Annotated in this window: 19 protein-coding genes; 11 read left to right on the top strand and 8 right to left on the bottom strand. The window is 26.6% G+C overall.

Annotated features, from left to right (window positions below; genetic code table 4):
• Nucleotides 1–13: 13 nt before the first annotated feature.
• From ACWXVK_RS00540 to ACWXVK_RS00525, 4 genes are read right to left on the bottom strand one after another with little or no spacing between them, the layout of a single operon-like run.
• Nucleotides 14–1,657, bottom strand: coding sequence for a hypothetical protein (locus ACWXVK_RS00540; protein ID WP_456016884.1), 1,644 nt, complete (start codon nucleotides 1,655–1,657; stop codon nucleotides 14–16).
• A gap of 1 nt (nucleotide 1,658) precedes the next feature.
• Nucleotides 1,659–2,546 carry a GTPase Era gene (gene era, locus ACWXVK_RS00535; RefSeq protein ID WP_456016882.1) on the bottom strand — a complete coding sequence of 296 codons (888 nt, stop codon included), beginning with the start codon at nucleotides 2,544–2,546 and terminating at the stop codon, nucleotides 1,659–1,661.
• 23 nt (nucleotides 2,547–2,569) lie between these two features.
• The gene (gene ybeY, locus ACWXVK_RS00530; protein ID WP_456016881.1) at nucleotides 2,570–3,022 is read right to left on the bottom strand and encodes an rRNA maturation RNase YbeY; all 453 of its coding nucleotides are present in this window, start codon (nucleotides 3,020–3,022) and stop codon (nucleotides 2,570–2,572) included.
• Between the two features lie 46 nt (nucleotides 3,023–3,068).
• Nucleotides 3,069–5,084 carry an Mbov_0121 family peptidase domain-containing ABC transporter gene (locus ACWXVK_RS00525; RefSeq protein WP_456016880.1) on the bottom strand — a complete coding sequence of 672 codons (2,016 nt, stop codon included), beginning with the start codon at nucleotides 5,082–5,084 and terminating at the stop codon, nucleotides 3,069–3,071.
• A 112-nt stretch (nucleotides 5,085–5,196) separates the two neighbouring features.
• Here ACWXVK_RS00525 and ACWXVK_RS00520 point away from each other — a divergent pair, with 112 nt between their 5' ends.
• From ACWXVK_RS00520 to ACWXVK_RS00500, 5 genes are all read left to right on the top strand, one after another.
• A complete protein-coding gene (locus ACWXVK_RS00520) occupies nucleotides 5,197–5,874 on the top strand; it encodes a hypothetical protein (protein WP_438340479.1) in 678 nt (225 codons plus the stop codon).
• A gap of 2 nt (nucleotides 5,875–5,876) precedes the next feature.
• Complete coding sequence (gltX, locus tag ACWXVK_RS00515) at nucleotides 5,877–7,268, top strand: glutamate--tRNA ligase (RefSeq protein WP_456016879.1); 1,392 nt, start codon at nucleotides 5,877–5,879, stop codon at nucleotides 7,266–7,268.
• Nucleotides 7,259–7,657 carry a hypothetical protein gene (locus ACWXVK_RS00510; protein WP_456016877.1) on the top strand — a complete coding sequence of 133 codons (399 nt, stop codon included), beginning with the start codon at nucleotides 7,259–7,261 and terminating at the stop codon, nucleotides 7,655–7,657. The genes gltX and ACWXVK_RS00510 overlap by 10 nt, the downstream gene beginning before the upstream one ends.
• A gap of 147 nt (nucleotides 7,658–7,804) precedes the next feature.
• The gene (locus tag ACWXVK_RS00505; protein WP_444704876.1) at nucleotides 7,805–8,629 is read left to right on the top strand and encodes a DNA adenine methylase; all 825 of its coding nucleotides are present in this window, start codon (nucleotides 7,805–7,807) and stop codon (nucleotides 8,627–8,629) included.
• A 51-nt stretch (nucleotides 8,630–8,680) separates the two neighbouring features.
• The gene (locus ACWXVK_RS00500) at nucleotides 8,681–9,604 is read left to right on the top strand and encodes a DpnII family type II restriction endonuclease (RefSeq protein WP_455994471.1); all 924 of its coding nucleotides are present in this window, start codon (nucleotides 8,681–8,683) and stop codon (nucleotides 9,602–9,604) included.
• A gap of 71 nt (nucleotides 9,605–9,675) precedes the next feature.
• Here the strand turns inward: ACWXVK_RS00500 and ACWXVK_RS00495 are convergent, their stop codons facing one another.
• A complete protein-coding gene (locus ACWXVK_RS00495; RefSeq protein WP_456016875.1) occupies nucleotides 9,676–11,415 on the bottom strand; it encodes an MIP family Ig-specific serine endopeptidase in 1,740 nt (579 codons plus the stop codon).
• A gap of 212 nt (nucleotides 11,416–11,627) precedes the next feature.
• On the opposite strand from ACWXVK_RS00495, the gene ACWXVK_RS00490 reads away from it, so the two are divergent.
• A complete protein-coding gene (locus ACWXVK_RS00490) occupies nucleotides 11,628–12,143 on the top strand; it encodes a hypothetical protein (protein WP_456016873.1) in 516 nt (171 codons plus the stop codon).
• Nucleotides 12,144–12,237: 94 nt separating this feature from the next.
• Here the strand turns inward: ACWXVK_RS00490 and ACWXVK_RS00485 are convergent, their stop codons facing one another.
• Genes ACWXVK_RS00485 through ACWXVK_RS00475 form a run of 3 tightly spaced genes read right to left on the bottom strand, consistent with a single transcriptional unit; the run spans nucleotide 12,238 to nucleotide 15,419 of the window.
• Nucleotides 12,238–13,023 (bottom strand): hypothetical protein, encoded by a 786-nt coding sequence (locus ACWXVK_RS00485; RefSeq protein ID WP_456016872.1) that lies wholly within the window; start codon nucleotides 13,021–13,023, stop codon nucleotides 12,238–12,240.
• Entirely contained in the window at nucleotides 13,010–14,827 is a 1,818-nt protein-coding gene (locus ACWXVK_RS00480) for an MAG3240 family lipoprotein (RefSeq protein WP_456016871.1), read from the bottom strand. Before ACWXVK_RS00480 ends, ACWXVK_RS00485 begins: the two co-directional genes overlap by 14 nt.
• Nucleotide 14,828: 1 nt before the next feature.
• Nucleotides 14,829–15,419 carry a hypothetical protein gene (locus ACWXVK_RS00475; protein WP_456016870.1) on the bottom strand — a complete coding sequence of 197 codons (591 nt, stop codon included), beginning with the start codon at nucleotides 15,417–15,419 and terminating at the stop codon, nucleotides 14,829–14,831.
• A gap of 393 nt (nucleotides 15,420–15,812) precedes the next feature.
• Here ACWXVK_RS00475 and ACWXVK_RS00470 point away from each other — a divergent pair, with 393 nt between their 5' ends.
• The 5 genes from ACWXVK_RS00470 to lon all read left to right on the top strand — a co-directional run bounded on the left by ACWXVK_RS00470 (nucleotide 15,813) and on the right by lon (nucleotide 22,636).
• Entirely contained in the window at nucleotides 15,813–17,375 is a 1,563-nt protein-coding gene (locus ACWXVK_RS00470; protein ID WP_456016868.1) for a M28 family metallopeptidase, read from the top strand.
• Between the two features lie 130 nt (nucleotides 17,376–17,505).
• Nucleotides 17,506–18,183, top strand: a complete 678-nt coding sequence (gene plsY, locus ACWXVK_RS00465; RefSeq protein ID WP_438340470.1) for a glycerol-3-phosphate 1-O-acyltransferase PlsY — start codon at nucleotides 17,506–17,508, stop codon at nucleotides 18,181–18,183.
• 67 nt (nucleotides 18,184–18,250) lie between these two features.
• The gene (gene hrcA / locus ACWXVK_RS00460) at nucleotides 18,251–19,243 is read left to right on the top strand and encodes a heat-inducible transcriptional repressor HrcA (RefSeq protein ID WP_438340469.1); all 993 of its coding nucleotides are present in this window, start codon (nucleotides 18,251–18,253) and stop codon (nucleotides 19,241–19,243) included.
• On the top strand, nucleotides 19,243–20,061 hold the full coding sequence (locus tag ACWXVK_RS00455) for a nucleotide exchange factor GrpE (RefSeq protein WP_456016867.1): 819 nt from the start codon (nucleotides 19,243–19,245) through the stop codon (nucleotides 20,059–20,061). Before hrcA ends, ACWXVK_RS00455 begins: the two co-directional genes overlap by 1 nt.
• Nucleotides 20,062–20,137: 76 nt before the next feature.
• On the top strand, nucleotides 20,138–22,636 hold the full coding sequence (gene lon / locus ACWXVK_RS00450) for an endopeptidase La (RefSeq protein ID WP_455994487.1): 2,499 nt from the start codon (nucleotides 20,138–20,140) through the stop codon (nucleotides 22,634–22,636).
• Nucleotides 22,637–22,638 lie beyond the last annotated feature (2 nt).

Raw genomic sequence — 22,638 nt, 5'->3', positions numbered from 1 at the left:
ATTCCTTTCACCATTATGATTTGGTTATTTGATAATAGTAATCAATCATTTTTGTTCTCAATTCAGGATTGAGCGGCTGATATGGTCTAAAATTTATGTCTTTGTTTTCTTTTATATCAAAAATAGAAATTGCTTTTTGATCTTGATTTTTATTGCTATCAATGAAATAAGTTTCTAATAAAAAGAACTTTGTAGTCTTAAAACTAGGTGTGTAATTTATTACATCAAAGTTTGCAACATTTTGTAAATTTTCGTTTGAAAAGGCATTTCTAAAAAATCTATAGTATTTTTTATAAAATGATAAATCAATGTCTTTTAATGATTTGGCAATTTTATTTTTATCTTTTTTGTTAAAAAGATTTTTTTCTATTTCTTCTTCTGAAATCCCACTATTTTTAATTTCTTTATAAACATTATTTATGTATTTATTATATATTTGTTGGTAGCTTAAACTAACATCCCCAAAAACAAGGTTTTTTAGTGTTTCCAGAAGAGCGTCTGATTCTTTATCATCTGTGTCTTGTGAAATGATTCATGCATCAATATTTTTATATGTATTTTTAGGCCGAACAAACGATATATTATTACTTTGATTTAAATTTGCAAAGTTATCCTTTCCATAATAAGCATCAAGTGCATCGCCATTATACATTATTGCAACATCAGCTTTTCCACGTGATGGCTCAATTATGCCCGATACAATTTCCTGTCCATCAGTTATAAGTTTATTTCTTTTTGTGTCTTTTATATTATTACCAGTTGAAACATTGACAAATTTCGCAAAGTGATCAATAATATTTTTGTAGTTCTCTTTGTTTAAATCTTTTCATTTTCCGAATGAGTTTTTTTGGCTTCCATTGTCAATTAGATTTTTATAAAATTGACCAATCATGGCATTGTCAAGAAATCAATCGGTTCAGTAAAATTTTGGATTTTTATATTTTTTTGATAATGAATTTATTAGATCAAATCAATTTTTTCCGTCTTTAATATCACTAAAATCAGCATTTTCCTTAATATTATTTCTTGTAGATTTTGAAATTTCTGAATTTTCAGGATTATAGGCTATACCTTTGTCAAGAGTAAAATAAGGAATTAAAAATTCGTAAAAATGGTCCATACCTTCTTTATTATCTGCTTCAAAGCCAATAACTTCCTTATCTTTATAATAAAGAAAAGGTTTAAAGTTTAACTTGTCAATTTTATTATTTGGATTAATTCTCTTTATTTCCTTTATTATTCAACTATCAAAAAAATCAAATTGTTTTTTTACGTCATTAGTATAAAGATTTAATATGATCTCTTTTTTATTTTTTGCATCATAATTAACATCAAAAACTTTTTTAAAATTAATCTTTTTTAATTTGTTTTCAACGATAAGTTGAGCTATTTGATAATCAGAATTTACCCCTGCTACAGCTTTTTTATTTTTTATTGCTCTTGTAAATTCATCAAGATTCTTAAATGTATGATATGAATAGTTTTTTTTGATCTTGTTAATAGTATTTTTATTAAGGTATGATTCATAGTTATAAATACTTATTTTATAAGGGTTGCTTATTTTTAAAAAAAGTATAATAATAAAAACTACAAAAATAATGCTGATTAAAATAAAGAGGAGTGAAAGCTTTAATTTATGAGTTATTTGAATTTTCATTTTAATATCCAGCTTTCTTAATTTTTTCCTCTTTATCCACTCAATCCTCATCAACTTTAACTCTTAAAAACAAATTAATAGGATGTTTTAAAACACTGGCGATTTTTTCTCTTGAAGACATTGAAATTGTTTTTATTTTTTGTGCCCCTTTACCAATTACAATACCTTTTTGTGATTCGCTTTTTACATAAATAGTAGCTGAAATTGTATACGGAATTGTTTCGCTATCATTTTCTTTAAATTCATCAATTAGCACAGCGATTGAATGCGGCACTTCATGATATAAATTTTTAATTGCACATTCTCTAATAATTTCTTTAGCTATAAATCTAAGAGAGACATCGCTTAATTGATCTTCCTCAAAAGGCAAATCATCTTCATAAGAATATTTTTTAATTTCATCAATTAAATCAATATAGGATTGTTTATAATCTTTGCCAATACCCAAAACGGTATTAATTCCCAAACTTTTTAATTCATGAGCTTTTTTATCTAATTTTATTTTGTTATCAATTAAATCAATTTTAGTTATTATTGCTATTATTTCGCTATCTGTTGTTTCCTTAATTTTGTTAATAATAAATTTATCGCCTTTTCCTATTTCTTCATTAGCTGGTGTTAAAAATAAGACAATATCAGCAGCCTTCATTGTTTCATAACTTTTTTGATTTAGTTTTTCCGATAATAAGAATTCTGCCTTGTGGACTCCAGGGGTATCAATAAAAATTATTTGGACTTCATCATCATTGTATATACCTTTAATATTATCTCTTGTTGTTTGGGCAACATTGGAAACTATTGCTAACTCAAAATCTAAAATGTTATTTATTAGCGTACTTTTTCCTACATTTGGTCTTCCTACTAAACCAACATAACAAATTTTTTTCATTTATAAACCTCATAAAAATTTTATTAATATCTAGTGATGTTTAAACGTTTCATAATGTTTTCTACATGTGTATTCATAACTAAAGTTTCTGCTTCTGTTTGGTGGTCAAAACCAAAAAGGTGTGCAACTCCATGGGCAAAAATATAGCAATATTCTCTTTTTAAACTATGATTAAATTTTTTTGCTTGTTTTTTTATTTTTCATGGCGAAATAATTATTTGACCAAGCTCTAAATTTTCAAGAAAATCTAACTCATTAGCTGCTTCTAGTGGGAAGCTTAAAATATCAGTTGTATAGTTTTTGTTTCTATGCAAATTATTAAGTTTTTTCATTTTGAATCTATTAACAAAAAGAAGGTCAACAGACAAATCTTTTATACTATTAAACTCTGCCTTTGCTTCATTGAGTATATTGCAAAAATCTTTCTCAAATTTAAACGTGCTAAAACTGTTATTTTTAATGGTTAATTTATTCATAAAAATAATTATAAATTAACACAAAAAAAATGAAAAAAATTGAATTTTATTTTTTTAGAAAAATAGTTGGGGAATTTTTTAGTAAAAATCTTTTATTATGGCTTGTTTCAATAATAATGCAATTTTCTTGTTTTTTACATATTAATCTAGATATAAGTTCAAACATTTGCTGTGATAAAAATTCAAAACTTTCATCTAGCAAAACCAATTGATATTTTTTTATTAATAGAGGCAATAATTTTATAATTTGTTTTTGTCCCATAGAAAACTTATTTGAGTTTAAAAGTAGATTAGAAAATATATTTATATTTAGCGAATTTATAACACTGATGAAATCTGTATCTTTTAATATTTTTTCTTTTTCCTTATTATTAACATCTGAAAATAAATATGTATATAAATCTATGTTTGGCATATTAAATTCATTGCCTGAAAAATAAATTTTTTCCTTAAATCAAGACTTATTTATCTCTTTGATTTCAATATTATTAAAAATAATTGACCCTTTGTAATTTGAATAAAAACCACTTAATAATTTAAACAAAGTACTTTTTCCGGAACCGTTTGGGCCTTGCAATTTCGCACCTTTATCAATAATAAAATTTAAATCATTAATTATATTGCGACGTTCAAATCCAAAGCAAAGCCCCTTGAATTTAATTGTTTTTAAATCTATTATATTATTAATAGAATTTCTTAATCTTGATTGTGGAATATTGATTATAAAATTTAATCTAGTTGAACCGTTCTTAAAAATTTTTCATCCTATAAAAAATTCTTGAAGATTATTGCTTGGTTCAGAAATAATTGTTTGTATTTGCAATATGAAAAATAATTGGCTTAGGTTAGATGTTTTTTGTAATAAAAAAAAGCAATAAATTATTATTGTTGTCATCAAATTTAAAAACCTTAAAATTAAATTTTTTATTGAACTTAATTTATTAATATTAAGATCAACATTTTTATAACTTTTTATATTGTTTAAAAAACTTTGTTTTTCAAGATTTTCTCACAGTATTAGTCCATAAGAATCTTCATTTTTTACTATAAACGAAAGTTTATTTATTTCTTCAACGCTTTTTTGTGTTAGCTTTTTTGATAAATAGCTAATTTTATCGTTTATAAAATAGCTAACCAAGGTCTTGATTATGTTAACAAGTATTACTATTAATATGAATTTTATTTTTATAAAAAATAATAAAGGTATAACTAAGATAATAGAAAATAAAAAGGAAGAGATAAAAGAAATCATAAACGATAAAAAACCGGCTATTGATTCAATCGATAGATATCTTAAGAGAATTTCATTCTTGCTAATTTTTAAAATTTGTTTGTATTCCGCTCCCTCAATGCTATTTATAAATTGTTCTTTTATTGTTGCTGATATTAAATTTTTTAATTTTGTTAATAAAAAATTATTTAATAAGGAAACAACAAGCAAAACCATTGAAATTCAAAAGAAAAACATTATTGTTTTTTGTCCTTCTGATATTTTTATTTGTTGAATACTTGCAAATATATTTTTATTAATAAATGAAAGTAAAAAATTTAAAAAGATAGTAATGAAACTAAATAGGACGCCAATGACTAATGACTTTAAATTAAGTTTAAATTTAAAAGAAAAAAACTTTTCATAAATATTTTTTTGATTACATTCTTGCTGTTTTTTAACTATTATAATTAGGCCAGTAAATTGTTTTTTAAATTGCTTAATCTCTATTCTTCTTTTTCCTTTTGTTGAATCTAAAGTAAATACAAAATTATCACTTATGTTTTCAATAATTACATAATGTAGAAAATTGTCTATCTTTGAAATAGCAATTAATGGAAAAGAAGTTTTGAGTTTTAATATTTCTTCTCATTCAATTTTAAATGCTTCTGTATGGAGGCCAATTTTACTAGCCAACAAACAAAGATTAGTAATATTAATCCCATCCTCAGAATAGGTTGATTCATATTTTAAAAAATTTATATCAACTCATTTTTTTCAATAAAATTTGTGTAATGATTGTAATACATAAAGTCCACAATCTTTAATATCTTCTTGGAACCGAATTTTCATATATTCAATTGTTTCATTATTTAATTTTAACTATGTCTAAATAAAGAAAAAAAAGAGAAATTCTAATTACTTAACAACATTAAAATTTTAAATTTTAGTAAAATTAATAATTATGAAAAAATCTAAAATTAAAAGAAAAATGTTAATTTTTTCTTTATTAGGATCATTGGGCGCGATCTTAGCTCCCTCTGTTTTATCAGCGGCTTGCACGTTTGATTTACCGGTTATATCAATTGTTGATGATCCAAATTTTGTTAGCATAAATGAAAAAGGAGAAAAAATAATTAAAAAACGTAGTGCTAGTTCATTTTACGAATTAAATTCAAAACGTTTATTTAATCCAATTAGCCAGTTTGATGATAAATATAGGCTATTCACAAATGATAGGAAATTAAATAATACACATGATACATCCCATGTTTATAAGATTAAACCTGATTTTCAGTTTTTAAAATTTGCTAATTTATCCGGTCAATATGATTATCGCCTTTTTTCATTTAGATATGATGAATTAGTCGCAAACATTCCTGGCGCTGCTATTCCCAAATATTCTCAATATAAACATAACCCTAAGGCAGTTTTTATTATGTTGTATTGAATTAGAAAAAATGTTGAAGCAGCACCTAATTTTATTAATGATGTTATTAGTCCATCAAAATCTCGATTTCCAGAATCTCGCCCTGAAATTGAAGAAGCACCATGAGCCTTCGTTAGAAATACTTCACCTTCGTTAAAAGGTTTTTGACAAGATGTTACTGAACCATTAGTTTTACTTTTTGAAGAGGAATAATTATGAAAACAATAAGAACAAGATACGCCCCAAGTCCAACAGGTTATTTACATATTGGCGGTGCTAGAACCGCTCTATTTAATTATTTATTTGCAAAACATTTTAATGGAACTTTTATTTTTAGATTAGAAGATACTGATGTTGCTAGAAATGTCGAGGGTGGGGAAGAGAGTCAGCTTGAAAACCTTGCTTGACTGGGTATAATACCAGATGAAAGCCCGCTAAAACCTAATAAAAAATACGGCAATTATCGACAATCTGAAAAATTAGCAATTTATAGAGACATCGCTAATAAGTTAATTGCCAAAGGTTTCGCTTATAAGGCATATGATAATTCGCAGGAATTAGCGCAACAGCATAAAGAACAAGAGGAAGCTAAAATTGCTTCATTTAGATATGACCCTAATTGATTGAAAATTTCTGATGAAGAAAAGAAACGCAGGGATGAGAATAATGAATATTCAATAAGGCTAAGATTGAAAAAAAATACTATTTACGGATGAAGCGATTTAGTTAGAGGTTGAATAGAAGTTAATAGCGATGATATTGGTGATTTTGTTATTATTAAGAGCGATGGTTATCCGACATACAACTTTGCTGTTGTCGTCGATGATCACCAAATGGAAATTAGCCATGTTCTAAGAGGTGAAGAACATATAACAAATACGCCTAAGCAATTAGCAATATATGAGTCTTTAAATTGAACTCCTCCTGTATTCGGACATTTAACCATTATTACTAATATGGAAGGTAAAAAACTTTCAAAAAGAGATAAAACTTTGAAGCAATTTATTGAAGATTATAAGAATGAGGGATATAACAGCCATGCAATTTTTAACTTTTTATCTTTATTAGGTTGAACTTCAAAAGATAGCCAGGAAATAATGAGTCATGAGGAATTAATTGAAAAATTTGATCCAGAAAGGTTATCTAAATCACCTTCTAAATTTGATATAGTTAAGATGGATTGATTTTCAAAACAATATATGAAAAAAGTGGAAAACCAAGAAATTATAAAATTAATTAATTCACCATTTTCTGAAGAATGAAACAATTTATTTGTTGAAACTTACAAGCAATCAGCGTCAACAATCGATGAGATCAAAAATAATTTAAAAATATATACCAAGCCAAAAGATAATACTACATTGGTGATATCTAATATAGATGTTGTAAAAACATTTAGTAAATTATTGCATCAAAATGATTTTGATATTCAAAACATTCAAATGTGTATTGAACGCACAAAGCAGGAATTAAATGTAAAAGGTAAGGATTTATTTATGCCTATTAGAATTGCTGCAACATATGAGGAGCATGGACCAGAATTAGCTAAGGCTATTTATCTTTTTGGCAAAGACATTGTATTTGAAAGACTAAAAAAATGAAGCTAAAATATATCTTAATTTCAGAACAAGAAGGCGAAATATTAAGCAAGGTAGAGACTGATTTTGTCGATTTTAAAGAAAGTAATAGCACTGAATTTACACATATTGAATTTACTGATGAAAAAGTTATGGACTGTATTTTAGATATTAAAAATGATGAAGTAAGAATCTCATATGCCGGTCAATATTTAGAAATGAAGCAGAATGAATTTGTGCCCAATAAACTTATTGTTTCATTTGATCCAAAGAATAATACAAATAACATTCAGCAAATTCATATTGATATATATTTAATTGAAACAAAAATATCTAATAAAGAAATATCATTTATGTATGACATTTTGCAATCAAAAAAAATTCTTGTAAGAAACACTGTTAAACTAGTCTTTGAATAAACAAAAAATCTAATCGATAATTCCGATTAGATTTTTATTTTTTTAATTTTTTGCCTAAATTAATTTTCAAAGAAAAAACATTTTTAAAATATTGAAAACTTGCTAAAATAATATTTATTATTTAGAATTTTATATAAGGCCCAGTATATGCAAAAAAAAGAAATTAAACCATTTGTAAAATGAGTCGGAGGGAAAGGCCAACTTATAGATGAAATTAAAAAACGAATGCCCAAATATTTCAACGATTATTATGAACCTTTCGTTGGCGGTGGCGCGGTTTTGTTTTATCTTAAACCGCAAAAAGCCCACATAAATGATATTAATAGAGTTCTTATTAATGCATATAATATGATAAAAAATAAACCACAACAAATGATAGAAATTCTTAATGTATTAGATCAAAAGGAATGCAAAAAAGAAGAATATTATGAGTTAAGGACCAAATTTAATAATAAATTAAAATTAAATGAGTATGATCTAGAATTAGCTGCATTATTTATTTTTTTAAATAAAAGATGTTTCAATGGACTATATAGAGTAAATTCAAATGGTTTTTTTAATGTTCCATTTAATAATAAAATTAAATGTGATTCCTACAATAGGGATAATATTTTAGAGATTTCACAATACCTTAAGAATGTGGAAATTGAAAACCTTGATTTTGAAGAGAGTTTAAAAAAAGCTAACAAAGGGGATTTTGTATTTATCGATAGTCCTTATGTACCATTAAATCCAACTTCCTTCGAATCCTACACAAAGGAAAAATTTGGTGAAGATTGTCATATTAGACTTGCTAAGGTGTTTAGAATTTTAGATAAAAAAGGATGTTTCCTAATGTTAACTAACCACGACACAGATTTAATTAGAGATTTATATTCTAAATTTAATATTAAGGTTGTTAATGTAAAACGAAATATAAATAGCAACGGTAATAAAAGAGTCGGCAAAGAAGTGATTATAACTAATTATTAAATCATTAAAATTTGTTTAGAGCTTTGCTGTGGAAAGAGGATGAAAAATATAATGAACGTAAAAAATGAACTATTAGAAATTTTTATTGATAGATTACTAGTTACTAATCGAGGATATGACTTTTTTGTGGATTGAGAAAATATTAGTGAAATTGAGAAATATGCAGTTGAATTGCATGCAATGGATTCATTAATTAAAAGCCATAATTTTAAGGAAAGATTTTTTGATTTACTAGATAAAGTCCCTTCTATAATTACTACATTTCCGCTACTTATTGCAGTTAGTAAAATAGAAAGGGAAAAGTTAAAAAAAGGAAAAACAAGTTTATTAATAAATAATTATTTAAAAAACAAAATTGAAAGCTTTTCTTTTTGCATTAAAGAAAATAATGAAAAAATAAGTGATGTGGAAAAAGAACAATATTATAGTTTTTTTGTAAATACTGGTTTAAAAAAACTATTTGACAATTTTATTGAAAAAAGTTGCAACGATTATATTGTGGGCGTTTTAGTTGGTCTAGATTCTAACGGCAGAAAAAATAGAAGTGGTAGCTCTTTTGAAAAAATTTGTGAGAGGTTAGTTGCTTCAGTTTGCAAGAATTATGGTATTACGCTTTTATTACAAAAACAATTTAATGTATTAAAAGAATACGGTTTTAATATAGGTGATGATATTGCTAATCGAAGGGCTGATTTTATATTAGTCAAGGATAAAAAAGCTTTGAATATTGAAACAAATTATTTTTATGGTCCTGGTTCAAAACCCGAGGAAATTATTGATAGCTATATTAATAGGCAAAAAGATTTAAATATTAATAATATTGATTTTATATTAATTACTGACGGCAACTGTTGGAAAGATGAAAATAAGAGTCAATTAAATAAAGCTTTTAGATATATTAAACTAATAAATTATAAGATGGCAAGTGAGGGCTATTTAATTGATATGATTAAGAAAATTTTTGAATTGGATTAATTATTATAAAAACTTTTAAAATAAAAACCAAACATAAAAGCTATGATTGGTTTTTTAGTCTTTATAAGAAACTATACACCGTTTTCAAATAAAACCGTTTTATTAAAACCTTTAAAGAAATCATCTTGTTCAGATAAAATTTTAAGATTTTGTCTGAAAGATTTTTCTTGGTTTGGATATAACTCTTTATTACTTCCATCTATTAAATTATGTTTTGGTCCATAGAATAAATCATTGGAATTTTGAACTAAGAAAGTAAAGGCGCCTCATTTTGTTGTATCTTTAATGTTGGGGGTTAGTGCTGAAAGAGATGAATATATTCCAACAGGCATTCCAAATTCATTTACAGCAAGAGAACCACTTGCCCCATAATATAAACTGCTATTTAGAACTTGTGCCTGTACACCGATGCCATATGATATGGTTTTTTCAGATAATAGATTTTCAACTGGCGCACTACTTAAGAAGCTTTTATTTGTGAAAGTGTAATCTTCGATTTTTATGTTCTTAGGATAGTTTTTTCAGAAGTATTGATTATTTCCACTATCATTATCAGAAGGGAAACCTGCTATATATATTCTTTTTGCATTTGGACTTAAAATTTCATTTTCGCTATCAAGGTTTTTATATTGTTCCTTGTGAAGATAGGCTGAGTAGTAGTCATATGTAATATAGGGAACTTTTGATTTATCATGGTTAGGATATTGCTTTGATGAAAATAATGTTACATCATTATTAATGCTGTTGATGCCTTTATTAATATGTTCTAGTAATTTCTTTAAATCTTGATTTGTTTCGGCTTGTTTTTTAAGTTCGTTGAATTTAATTTTTATAGCAAATACAGCAAAGTCTTTTCCAATTCTTTGAGTTTTATTGATATTAGGTTGATAGTTTGGATGCTTCTTTAATATTTCTTCATTTGTTTTCTTATCAAAGAAGTCCGTTGCGACAAAAACAGTTTTTGGATTTGAAAAAATTTGATCTCCAACAAGTTTTACATCTCTTACACCATTTTTATATTTTTGATCATTTGAATTTATAAAATAGCTAACAATATTTTCGTTGCCTTCGTGTTTTCCTGACTCGATAGGTTCTAAATTAGCATCACCCAGAGGTATGCCAATACCAAATGAAACAACTCTAGCATCTTTTTGCTCTTCGCTAGTAAAATATTCCGGAAACGTTTCTTTTAATTTATTGTCTAATGCATTGTATGCATATTGATATACATGAGCATTTGTTGCTATATATAACATTAGTTCTTCAGAATTTTCAACTCCATTTTTTCAAGCATAATCAAGTATTCAACCAGTTCCAGTTGATAAGAAAGGAATTTCATCTTTATCTCTTTTTCCATCATCAAGACTTTGTGTAATGGTATTAAATGAAATAGCAAAAGATCTGTCTAATATTTTTTGATATGCTTCAGTTTGTTTTATCTCTAACTCCGGTTTATTAATTGCTGGTTTTGGTTTTTGCAATCCTGGGAAGTTTGGCGGTATTATAGGGAATTGAGGTAATTGCGGGGTGCTATTGTCTTTTTTACTATGCGGATTTAATGGATTTTCCGGCGAAGATTGCTCTTTAGAAATTTCGGGTTGCTTAGGTGTTGGCAACGGTAACGGAATTGGTTCTTGGTTTTCTGATTTTTTGTTTGAATTTATAGAATCAGTATTTGTATTATCATTATTTTCTTTTTTATTATCATCTTCAGACTTCGGTTCATGGTTTGGTTGTTTAGTTTCGATACATGAAGTGGTTAACAGTGCTAATGTAGGAATTCAACTAAGTAATAATAATTTCTTTTTCATATTGCTCCTATTTTTACTTATTATTTTTTACAATAATTTTATATTATTTTTTCTAATAAAATAATTTAGGTTTTTTTAATTTGGCTAATCTTATTTTTTTACACAATAATTGATAAAAATATTTTAGTATTTAAAAATTATTTAAATAAAACATAAGTTGCTCTTTTTTAAAAAAATAAAACATAATTTTTTGTTGTATTAAAATATGTGTTATGAAATCAATAATAAGAAAATCTTTATCTAATAAAAAATTAAGTTTTTTATCAATCGGGTTATGCATAGCAATTAGTCCTGTTTTGATATCATGTGCTAATTCTAGTAAAATAGATGATAGTCAGCGACAAAAACCTATGTTACTTAATGCTTCGCAACTATCAAGCATTAGAAATGAATTTGTTTTTAAGTTATCTGATGAAGCACAAAAGGAATATAATGCCGAGCAAGATAATGCAATGGCGAGATTTATTCAAGTAATAGAAAAGCTTAACAAAAAATACAATAATAAGAAACATGATGATGGTGATAAGATTGCTAATGATGTTGAATTTAAAAAGTATTTTTTTCTTCATAAACCCGATATAACAAAAGTTAGCAAATCTCATCGGATTGATATTAGATTTAAGGTTGATACTATTACGAGACAAATCGATTTATTTTATGATGTAATTTGTTTTGATTTACGTGTTAATGAGGAAGTTAATGCAAAAATCCCAATGGAAATTGATTAAGTTTTTTCTCTTAAGTTTTTTATTTATTTTAATAGCTTGTAGTCAATTGGGCTACAAGCTATATTTAATAATTTTTTTAGACCTATAGTAAAAGTTAAAAGAATTCTTGTTGATTGTTTTCTTCAAGATTAGAAATTATTAAATCAATATTAACGTCAAGATTTACATGGTTGATATTGTCATAAATGAAAATTTTTGCCTTGTGATATTCATTTAAGAAGTTTTTAAGTTCTTGTTTCTTTATCATGTTTGATATTTGCGCTAGTTTTTCTTTTAAGGCAATCATTAAATTTTTAATTGGTATTTTTTTAGCTGCGTAAATGTTATCAGCAAAATCCTTGTTATAGATATATTGTTTAAAATCATTATCTAGTTTGCTAGTATATTGGTCTTTTGTTAGTTTTTTTAAGTTATCATTATCAAATTTGAATTGTTCCAAATAAAAATTAAGATTTGATAGAGATTTAATAGCTGAATTAAAAAGATTGTAAAAATCATCAAGTACCCTTGAAAAATCATTGAGTAATTTAGGATTTTTGTTATGTCAAAAAGAATTGTAATATTTTGTTAGCCCATCTTTATTTTGACTTATGCTTTGCTCTTCAATTAATTCTTTTAGTTTATCTTTGACTATATCATAGTTTTCAAAAAAGGTATAGTAAGCATAATTAAAAGCCCGCATTGTTTTTTTTATTTCTAAAGCGGTTTTTGTTATTTTTTTATCAAATTGTATTTCTAAGGGATTGAGATCTTCATTTGCCTTAAAACCTTGTACATTTTTTGACGATTTTATTTCGATGCCGCTTGTTGCGTTGCATGAGATAGTTAGTAACCCGATTGAAGGAATTAAAAGGGAAGCTAAAATATTATATTTTTTCATTATAGTGTCCTTTAGAAACAATTGTAAAAACTGGTGTTTCGTTACTAAACTCAAATAAATTTTTTACTTTTATATCTATATAATAAAAAGGTTTCTCGCCCTTGTTTTTGTAAAGAAAATCTTTTTCTGAGTTAAATTTGTAAAAATAAAATTTTAAAGTAGTTTCATCTCCAATGGTTTCATTTTCGGCTAATTCTATCTTTTTGATTCCGGTATTAAGATTTGAATTTTGAATTTCGAGAGCATATGCAAGAAGGTAATTGTTTAAATAAGCAGTTAAGAGTTTTAATTGATCCTGTGTATTGCTATTCGGATTAACAATGTGTTTTTTTCAATTTATTAAGGCATAATTTATTAGCGAATTAAATAAGGGGTTATTAACAAAATCATCTAGTTTTATGCCGTTGAAGGTTGGTTTTTTTTCTTTTCTATATATTGCATAGTCGCTACTTTCTAATTTATCAACAGCTGCCAGCTTAGTTGATATAGCCTTTAAAAAGTGTCCATGGTCGTCAAAGTTTGAACTTAATAGTACGTAGTCTTTTGTTGTTTTATCTTTTTTAAAAACTCTAATAATCATTTTGATTAATTGGCTAGTTTCATAGTAATTTGTAAATTGAATATCTATTACTTTATATTTTTCATCAATATTCTTATATATGTCTGGAATATCGAATTCTAGGTAATCTTTAAAATTAGAAAATAAATATACCAAACCTCTCGAGTTTCAATAATCGATGCTATTATAGCCTTTGATAAATGAATTTATATCCTTTCCTAGGTTTATGTTTTCATTTTGTTTTATGATTAAAAATGGATTTTTTACATAATCATTAAATAAAGGTAGTGTTTCGCTAAGGCCATTATTGCCAACACCGAACTTTTGTTCAGTGGCATAATTTCTAAAACCATTAATATAAAAGGTTTTATTTTTAATTGCATTATTTACAATGCTTTTATCATCAAAATCAATAATGTCTTCAATTTGAAAACTAATAAAACTTTGGTTTGAAAAATCATTTTCCTGAACTCTTGCCTTTGTTCAATCTATGTTAATTTTTTTAATATTAAGATCAAATTTATTTAAATATAAAATAAGAAAATTAATAAATGTATTTCTAAAAATTTCATTTTCAGGCCTTAATCAAGAACTAGCTTGAATGAATTCATTGTTAAAAATATTACGCGTAATAAAAGCTTCACCTGCTTTATTTAAAAGGGAATTTTTATTCATTAATCCACTGTTTGTTTTTATATCGTTAACAAGACGAAATATTACTGTTTGAAAATCAAAAAAATATGGATCATAAACGCGGTAATAATCTGTATCTTTGTTTTTGTTAGCAAGATAATAAAATCAAAGGTTAGAATATCCTCCTGCTTTTCTTATTTCCTTAAAGTCATATTGAGTAAATAAGTCATCAAAATTTTTAAAAGTAGAGTTATTTGTCCGTTCTATTTTGTAATTATCATATTTGGTTCTTATTTGTTTTCACGATTTTTGCAATTTGAATTCTGGTTTAAATTTGAGAGTGGGGTTAAATTCTAATTCATTGTTATTTGTAACCTTTTTAACTTGACCCAAATATTTTAAATAAGTTTTGCTAGATTGATTTTGATTAATAAAAATGGGTTCAAAATTGTGTAATGATGCTAGTTGTTGAGCATTTAGTTTTGTTAAGTATTTAGTGTTAATTTTTGATTCATCAATTAGAATTTTTTGTTGTCTTGCGCATGATATAGAAATAATTGGAAGCGCTAAACTTCCAATTATTCCGGCAAGTATTAATTTACTTGTTTTCATATTATTTATCAATAGGTAGTGTTAAATCTACAAAACCATGCCCTTCAGTTTGCTTTCCATCCAAACATTTAATTTTAAAGAAGTAAAAAATATTTCTTTTTTCGCTATTATAACCGAAGTAGCATTTTACATTATGGTTTCCAGCAAAATATTCTAAATTAGGAATATAAACTTTTATGTATTCATTAAAATCTGCGTTACGTAAGTCTTCAGGTGTAAAAAAGAATCTATCTTTATCATCTGAATCTTGATTTTTAGAGAATCATTTTATAATTTTTTCTCATAAACCATTAATATATTCATCTCTTGCAATATCATCAGTAAGGTTGTTATACTCATCCCTAGCTTTGTCAGTCATAGTGAAGTTAGCGTTAGCAATTGTATCATTTACTTTAGCTCGCAATTCTTCCCCAATTAAAGAACCATCGCGATTAATAGAAGCATCAATGCTATTGCTTTGTTGAACGCCGCTATCTTTTTCTTGTTTATTTGTAGTTTGACTACAGCTAGTTAGCAAAACAGCTCCTGTAATAACAGGCGTTGCAGATAAAAAAAGTTTCAATATAGTATTCTTCTTTTTAAATGTTTTCATAATTTAATACCTCTTTTAACATAATTATAAACTTTTTAGAAAAGATATATAAAAAAATAAAACACTGAAATTTTGGAAAATATGCATTATTTATTAAAGTGCAACTAGATTATATTTGTCAAACTGTTAATATTTTTATTATGTAAATCATATATTGGGAAACGAATATTGCTTAATTTAATTAAGAAATTTGCATCATGCTTTTTTAAAAGATGTCTTAATTTTAATTGAAAAATTGTTGTTATTAATATATTTATTATAAATATTTTTTTGTTTAATCTGGTCGATTTTTGTGTATAAAAAAATAATATAGTTTAAAATATATTTATATTTTACAAATTGCTGAATGTTATTTTGTACAAATATAAAACAATTTAAGAAAGGAAATAGTTTATGAAACGTTCAATTAAGGCACTAATTGCCATGGGGGGGCTAACTGGCATTGCACTACCAATAATGGCAATCTCATGTTCAAATCCAAATAATCCAAAATCCACTGATGAAGTAGGGCTAAGAAATACATTTACAAATTTCTTGACTACTGTTCATGGTAGAAAAGCAGGAGATGATAATAACTTTAAAAAAGCGTCATTAGCGACAACAACTCTTAAACACGCCCCTAAAAAACTTTTAAATGATGGAATAAAGTTAGAAAAAGATAAAAGATTAACAACAGAAATAGTTGAAAAGAATTTACTATACAAATTTGGCGAAAAAGTAGATCAAAAAGTTAATAATTATGGTAGCTATTATGCATATAAATATTTAGTTAAAGAAATCGCAGATATGGGTTATACTAATTACACTCCAAATGGAATCACATATCCTGAATATGATCATAAAAAAACCGTGCAATATGATGAAACCAAAGATAAAGCAATAGTTGATTCAATGAAGCAAAATTTAAAGAATGATGGATTCTTTACACAAGGTTTTTTATTTGCATTTAGTGGTGGAGGATACAATAATGTGGGTAATAATATTGTGGTAACAATTAACCCAAGTGCCAAATTAACTGATAATGGTAAAAGAAACATTAAAGATTTTTACATTGTTTCTCACTACGACTCAATGAATAATGTAGGACCAAAAGGTGTTTCATGAGGTGCAACTGATAATGCTACCGGTGTTACTGTTAATTTAAATTTATTAAAGTATTTCTCAGATCCTAAAAATAGAGATAATCTAAGTGTTAGATTACATTTAATTTTTGTTGATGGTGAAGAGCTTGGAAAACTAGGTTCAGAAGCATTCGTAAAACAATTCTTAACTGGCGAAAAAAATGAATTACGTGATAATTCTTTAGGAATGATTAATATGGATACAGTTGCAGGCGGTGATTATATGTATATTCACTCTCCTAATACTGTTGATGATTTGAATGACGATGGCAAGGTTAAAAAGGATGAATGAAATTTATCTCCATTACTACGTAACCACATCAACATGCTTTCAAAAGAAAGAGCTAACAAAATAAAGGATGCTGATCAAGAATTAAAAATTCATCCGCAATTTGTTAAAACCGAATATAAAGAAGGTGAAACTGGAGACTGATCAGACCATGCTCCATTCTATCAAATCGCTAAGTTACCAGTGGCTTATGTTGAATCAACAAACTTCGCAATTAAGGCAAAATCAGGCTTATATGATGGATATGCTCAAACTATTAATCCTAAGGCTTGGGTATTAAAAGACGGTAAAACAATAGAAAAATTAAAAGAAAGAAAATTAGAAAATGGCCAAATTGTTCATGATTGACCTGATGGATTAAAGAAAGAAGATTTTGCGATCCTTGGAGATATTTGACACAGTGATTTAGATACTCTAAAATGGGTTAATGATAACATTGGTCCAAAATTTTATAAACAACTAGATACTGTATTTCAAACTTTAAAGGCAACAGTAACATCATTACATAAAATTGATGGCGATAACTTTAGTTACATTAAGCTATAAGCTAAAAATCCTTGTTTTCAAAAAACATTACCTAATTATTAAGCAGGTAATGTTTTTTGTTTAATTTTTTTGATGTATACTTGTCTTAATTTTGAATAATGATTTACTAAAATAATGTATTATTTTATTTATGTTCAATTGAAAATACGTGTGAGTTAATTTAATAATTTTAATACTAGGCTACTTAATTGGCTCGATTAATATTAGCATAATTATTTCAAAAAGAAAAAATCGTGATATTAGAAATTTTGGTTCAAAAAATGCAGGTGCGACAAATGCTTTAAGAGTCTTTGGTTTTAAATTTGCATTACTTGTTTTTTGCTTTGATATTTTTAAGTCTTTTATTCCAACAATCATTGTTTTTGCTATCAAAAAAGGGGTAAATAGTAATTTTATAATTCCTTTATTTGCAGGTTTGGGAGCATTAATAGGACATATTTTTCCTTGTTACTTTAATTTTAAGGGCGGCAAAGGTGTTGCTTCATTTTTTGGAATGATTTTGGCATTTGATTTTCCAACATTTTTATTGCTTGTATTGGTTTATATAACCTTAGTTTTAATCATAAGATATATTTCGATTTCATCCGTGGTTATATCAATTATTTTTGCTTTTTATTCATTTATTCCTTATTTTTATACATCTTGAATTCTTTCATTTATAAACCATAATATTCCATTATGATCACATAGTTACATTTTAGTTTTTGCTTCTATATTAATTTTGTTGAAACACATTCCAAATTACATTAGATTATCAAATAAAGAAGAAAAGAAACTTAACTTATTTAGTAGTAAAATTAGCAATTAACTTTATAAAGTGCTAAAATAGTGCTAAAATATATATTATTAAATTTTAAGGAGGTGTTTTTTGTTTTATGGAATTAAAGGCACGCCACATAGAAATTTTTAAGATGATTGTTGAAAAATTTTTTGAGACAGGAGAACCTGTTGGATCTAAAAAATTAGTTGAATCAAAACATTTGACTTCTTCATCTGCAACTATTAGAAATATTATGTCTGATCTTGAAAAGATTGGTTTTCTAGAAAAACCGCATGTATCTGGTGGAAGAATACCTTCAACTAAGGGCCTTGAATACTATACGAAATATATTGCATATAATCCAAAAAAGTTTTTTAATAAAAGTTTGAGCGATATTCTTGTAAAGAAAAGATTGAGTGTAGATTCTACATTAGATGAAGCTGCTAATTTGATTAGTAAAATGGCACATTTTACTGTTGTTGCAACTTCTAATAATAAAGATGAAAAATTAAAAAGTATTCAATTGACACCTCTTGACACGTCTTCAGCAGTTATTGTTATTGTTACCAGTAGTGGTAATGTGCAAAATAAAATTTTTGATTTTAGCGACGATATTGCTTTAAATGATTTGAGAATTGCTGTGCGACTATTTAAAGAAAGACTAATTGATACGCCTTTAATTGAATTGGCTGAAAGAGCCAAGGCTTTGTTACCTTTATTTAAAGAAAGAATAGGCAATTATGAAAAAATATTAGAAAAGTTTGTAAAAACTATTTTCGTTTTTGAAGAAAAAATTCAAAATAAAACCTATAACAAAAACGCAATGATTTTATCAAAAGATATATCTCGTGAAGAATTGGTTGACTTATTAGATCTCATCGAAAAACATTCGGTATGATCAATGATTGAAAATAATTTGGATGAAGACAATAAAATTAAGCTTGATTTTTCAAGAGAAAATTTAAATATTATTAGTAAAAAAATTGACTTTGAGAACGATAAAAATATTAAGGAAATCTCAATTATGGGGCCTAAAAATATTGATATTGATGAATCATTAGAAACGTTAGACATATTGGCAAAAATAGTACAAAAAGGAGATAAATAATGTGAGATTTTAAAAAATACGAAAAAGTAAATTTTGAGCTATGTGAGAAAGAAAATCACAAAGAAAAAATAACACACTTTTCATACGTTTGAGATTATGATGATGTTGATCCTATTATTAATGAAATATTAAACAAAGGTAAGAGTGAAGCTGATGATTTACTTAGTTATAGGATTAAGAAAAAAAGTTATGTTCTTAAATTAGTTTCAGTCGTTGGTCTAGATTATTGAACAAAAAAATTAATTGAAAAAAATATCATTCTTACAAATGAACTTTCAGAAAAAAAAGATAGAATTAAATCTTTGGAAGAAACTATCGAAAAAATTAACAACGAAAAAGAGGAGTTAAGAGTTAAATCAATAATCGAAGCTAATAAATTTAAGGATGAGGTTATTGCGATTCAAAAGAAGGCCCAAGACTTAATTAGTGATCATAAACAAAAAAATAATGATCATCAAGAAAAACAAATTGCTGAAGCAAAGAAATATGCACTTCAATCTTTTATGGAAAATATAATTCAACCTATAAATAATTTTGAAAAAGCAATTCTTGCTGCTAAAAAAATTGATAATGATACATTGAAAAATTTTATCGTCGGATTTCATATGTTATATAATCAGGTTGAAAATATTCTGTTTGATTTTGGATTGAATAAAATTATTCCAAGTGTTGGTGATAAGTTTGATTCTAATATTCATCAAGTTTATGAATTGGCTGCATCAGATTTAGAAAAAGATACAATTTTAGAAGTAAAAAATATTGGTTATAAACTAAATGATAGAACTATTAAACCGGCATTAGTTATTGTTTCAAAATAATTCGCTATTTTTTCCTAAATTAGCAAATAAAAATAATAACGTAAATAGAATTTAATAAAATGAAATGAGGAAAAAAATGCAATTACCTTTTATACCAGTTAAGAAGCAGATAATACTGCCACAATCAATGGATGAAATAAGAGTGGGAAAGAAAAATTCGGTTCTTGCCTTACAAAGTGCATTGGATAGTAAGGAATCTAATAATAAGATATTAATAACTTTTATTAAGGAGCAATATATAAATGCCGAAGTAATTACCTCTTCGTCAATGCTAGAAGATTATGGCATTGTAGCTCTTATCAAAGAATCATCGGAAAATAAAGGTGTTTATAAAATAAGTCTTGATGCAGATAAAATTGTTAAAATTAATGAAATTCATTCGTCTGATACCAACCCGGAAGCACCGCTAATATATGCTTCATTTGAATACAAAAATGAAAAAGGGCAAAAGGTTGATATTGAAAAAATAAAAAATTCTATTGAATACTTAAATAATTTTGTTTTAAAACTTGAACCGCAAACAGATAAAAATTTTTCGTCAATTTCTAAACAGGTATTTAACTTTGAAAAGGTCAAAGATTTTGCAATGCAAATGAATTCACTGGTTAAATATAACAAGGAAGAAAAAATCGATGAATTGATATGAAAAAATTTCGCAATTATTAGAGAAGCCTTTACTCGAGATGAACTATTAGGTTTTTTGTCTTTAGATATTTACGATCTTATTAAAAATATCGCTGATAGATTAGCTTGAAAAAAAGAGTCAACAAATATTGACATAGAAATAACTAAGAAATTAAATGAAGAAATGGAAAGCTCACAAAGAGATTTTCTTCTTCGCGAAAAGATGAAGCAGTTAAGACAAATGCTTAATGATGAATCACAAAATAATGCCGAAAATATGGAAAAAGACCCAGAAACTAGCCGCAAGTTTCCTAAATATGTAATCGAAGCATTAAAGACTGAACAAGCTCGCTTGGCTGCCATGATGGCTTCGAGTCCAGAGGCAAATATCTCTAAAACATACATTGATTTAATTTTGGCATTACCATGAAGAAAAGTAAGCAAAGAATTAATTGATATAAATCATGTTAGAGAAGTTTTAAATAAACACCATTTTGGACTTGAAAAACCAAAAAAGAGAATTTTAGAATTTATTTCAGTTCTTACTCACAAACAAAATCAAAAAGAAACTGGTGATTATTTGCCTATTAAAAATGATTCTGACCATTTTATTGATACAAAATTATTCGTTCATAAAACTGGTGATACCTTGAATAATCCAGTTAATAATATCCCTATTTTAACCTTGATCGGTCCTCCGGGAACAGGGAAAACCACATTAGCAAAATCCATTGCAGAAGCTTTAAAAAGAAAATTTATCAAGGTATCGCTTGGTGGTGTAAAAGATGAAAGTGAAATTAGAGGGCATAGAAAAACCTATGTTGGGGCAATGCCTGGGAAAATTATCTCCGCTATTAAAAAGGCAGGTGTTTCTAACCCAGTTATTCTTCTTGACGAAATAGACAAAATGTCTTCTGATTTTAGAGGCGACCCAACTAGCGCTATGTTGGAGGTTCTTGACCCTGAACAAAATGCTAATTTTCAAGATCATTATCTTGACCTTGAATATGATTTATCAAAGGTTTTATTTATAGCTACTGCCAACTATTTTGATTCGATCCCACCTGCATTAGTTGATCGTGTTGAATTACTAGAATTGTCAACATATACCACTGCCGAAAAATTAGAAATAGCTAAAGCACACTTAATGCCCAAAGTTTTAGAACAGAATTCGCTTAAGGAATCGCAAATCCAAATTGATGATGAGGTTATAAAATTTATAATTCTTTCATATACAAGAGAAAGCGGTGTCCGTGAGCTTAAACGTTTATTAGATAATATAGCTCGTAAAATAGTTGTGAAAATATTAGATAATGAAATTAAGGATGAATTTAGAGTTTCTAAAGATGTTGTTGTTGATTTCTTAGGCCCAATTAGATTCGAAGATGATGAAAACGAGAATAGAGATCAAATCGGTGTTGTTAATGGCCTTGCATACACAAGCTTTGGTGGTTCTACACTAGCCATTGAGGTTACTACATTTCCGGGCAAAGACGGGATAAAATTAACCGGTCATTTAAAGGAAGTTATGAAGGAATCTGCACAAATTGCCTTAGGTTATGTGAGAGCCAATGCTGAAAAATTCGGAATTAATTTTGATTTTGATAATAAGGCAATTCACATCCACGTACCAGCGGGCGCTATTCCAAAAGACGGACCATCAGCCGGTGTTACATTTACTACTTCTATAATTAGTGCGCTAACTAGAAAACCGGTTCCCGCAAACATTGGTATGACTGGCGAGATAACGTTGAGAGGTAAAGTATTACCAATTGGTGGACTGAAAGAAAAATCATTAGCTGCATGTCAATTTGGAATTAAAAAAATATTTATTCCATATGACAATATTAAAAATTTAGTTGATGTACCAGAGGAAGTTAAAAAAGAAGTTACTTTTGTACCTGTGAAGTATTATGAAGAAATATTTGATGATATCTTTAAGACAAAATAATT

This window comes from Mycoplasma sp. 3398, from assembly GCF_053851555.1.
Note: the sequence above shows the minus strand (reverse complement) of the source record. Positions and strands in the feature narration are given on the sequence as shown.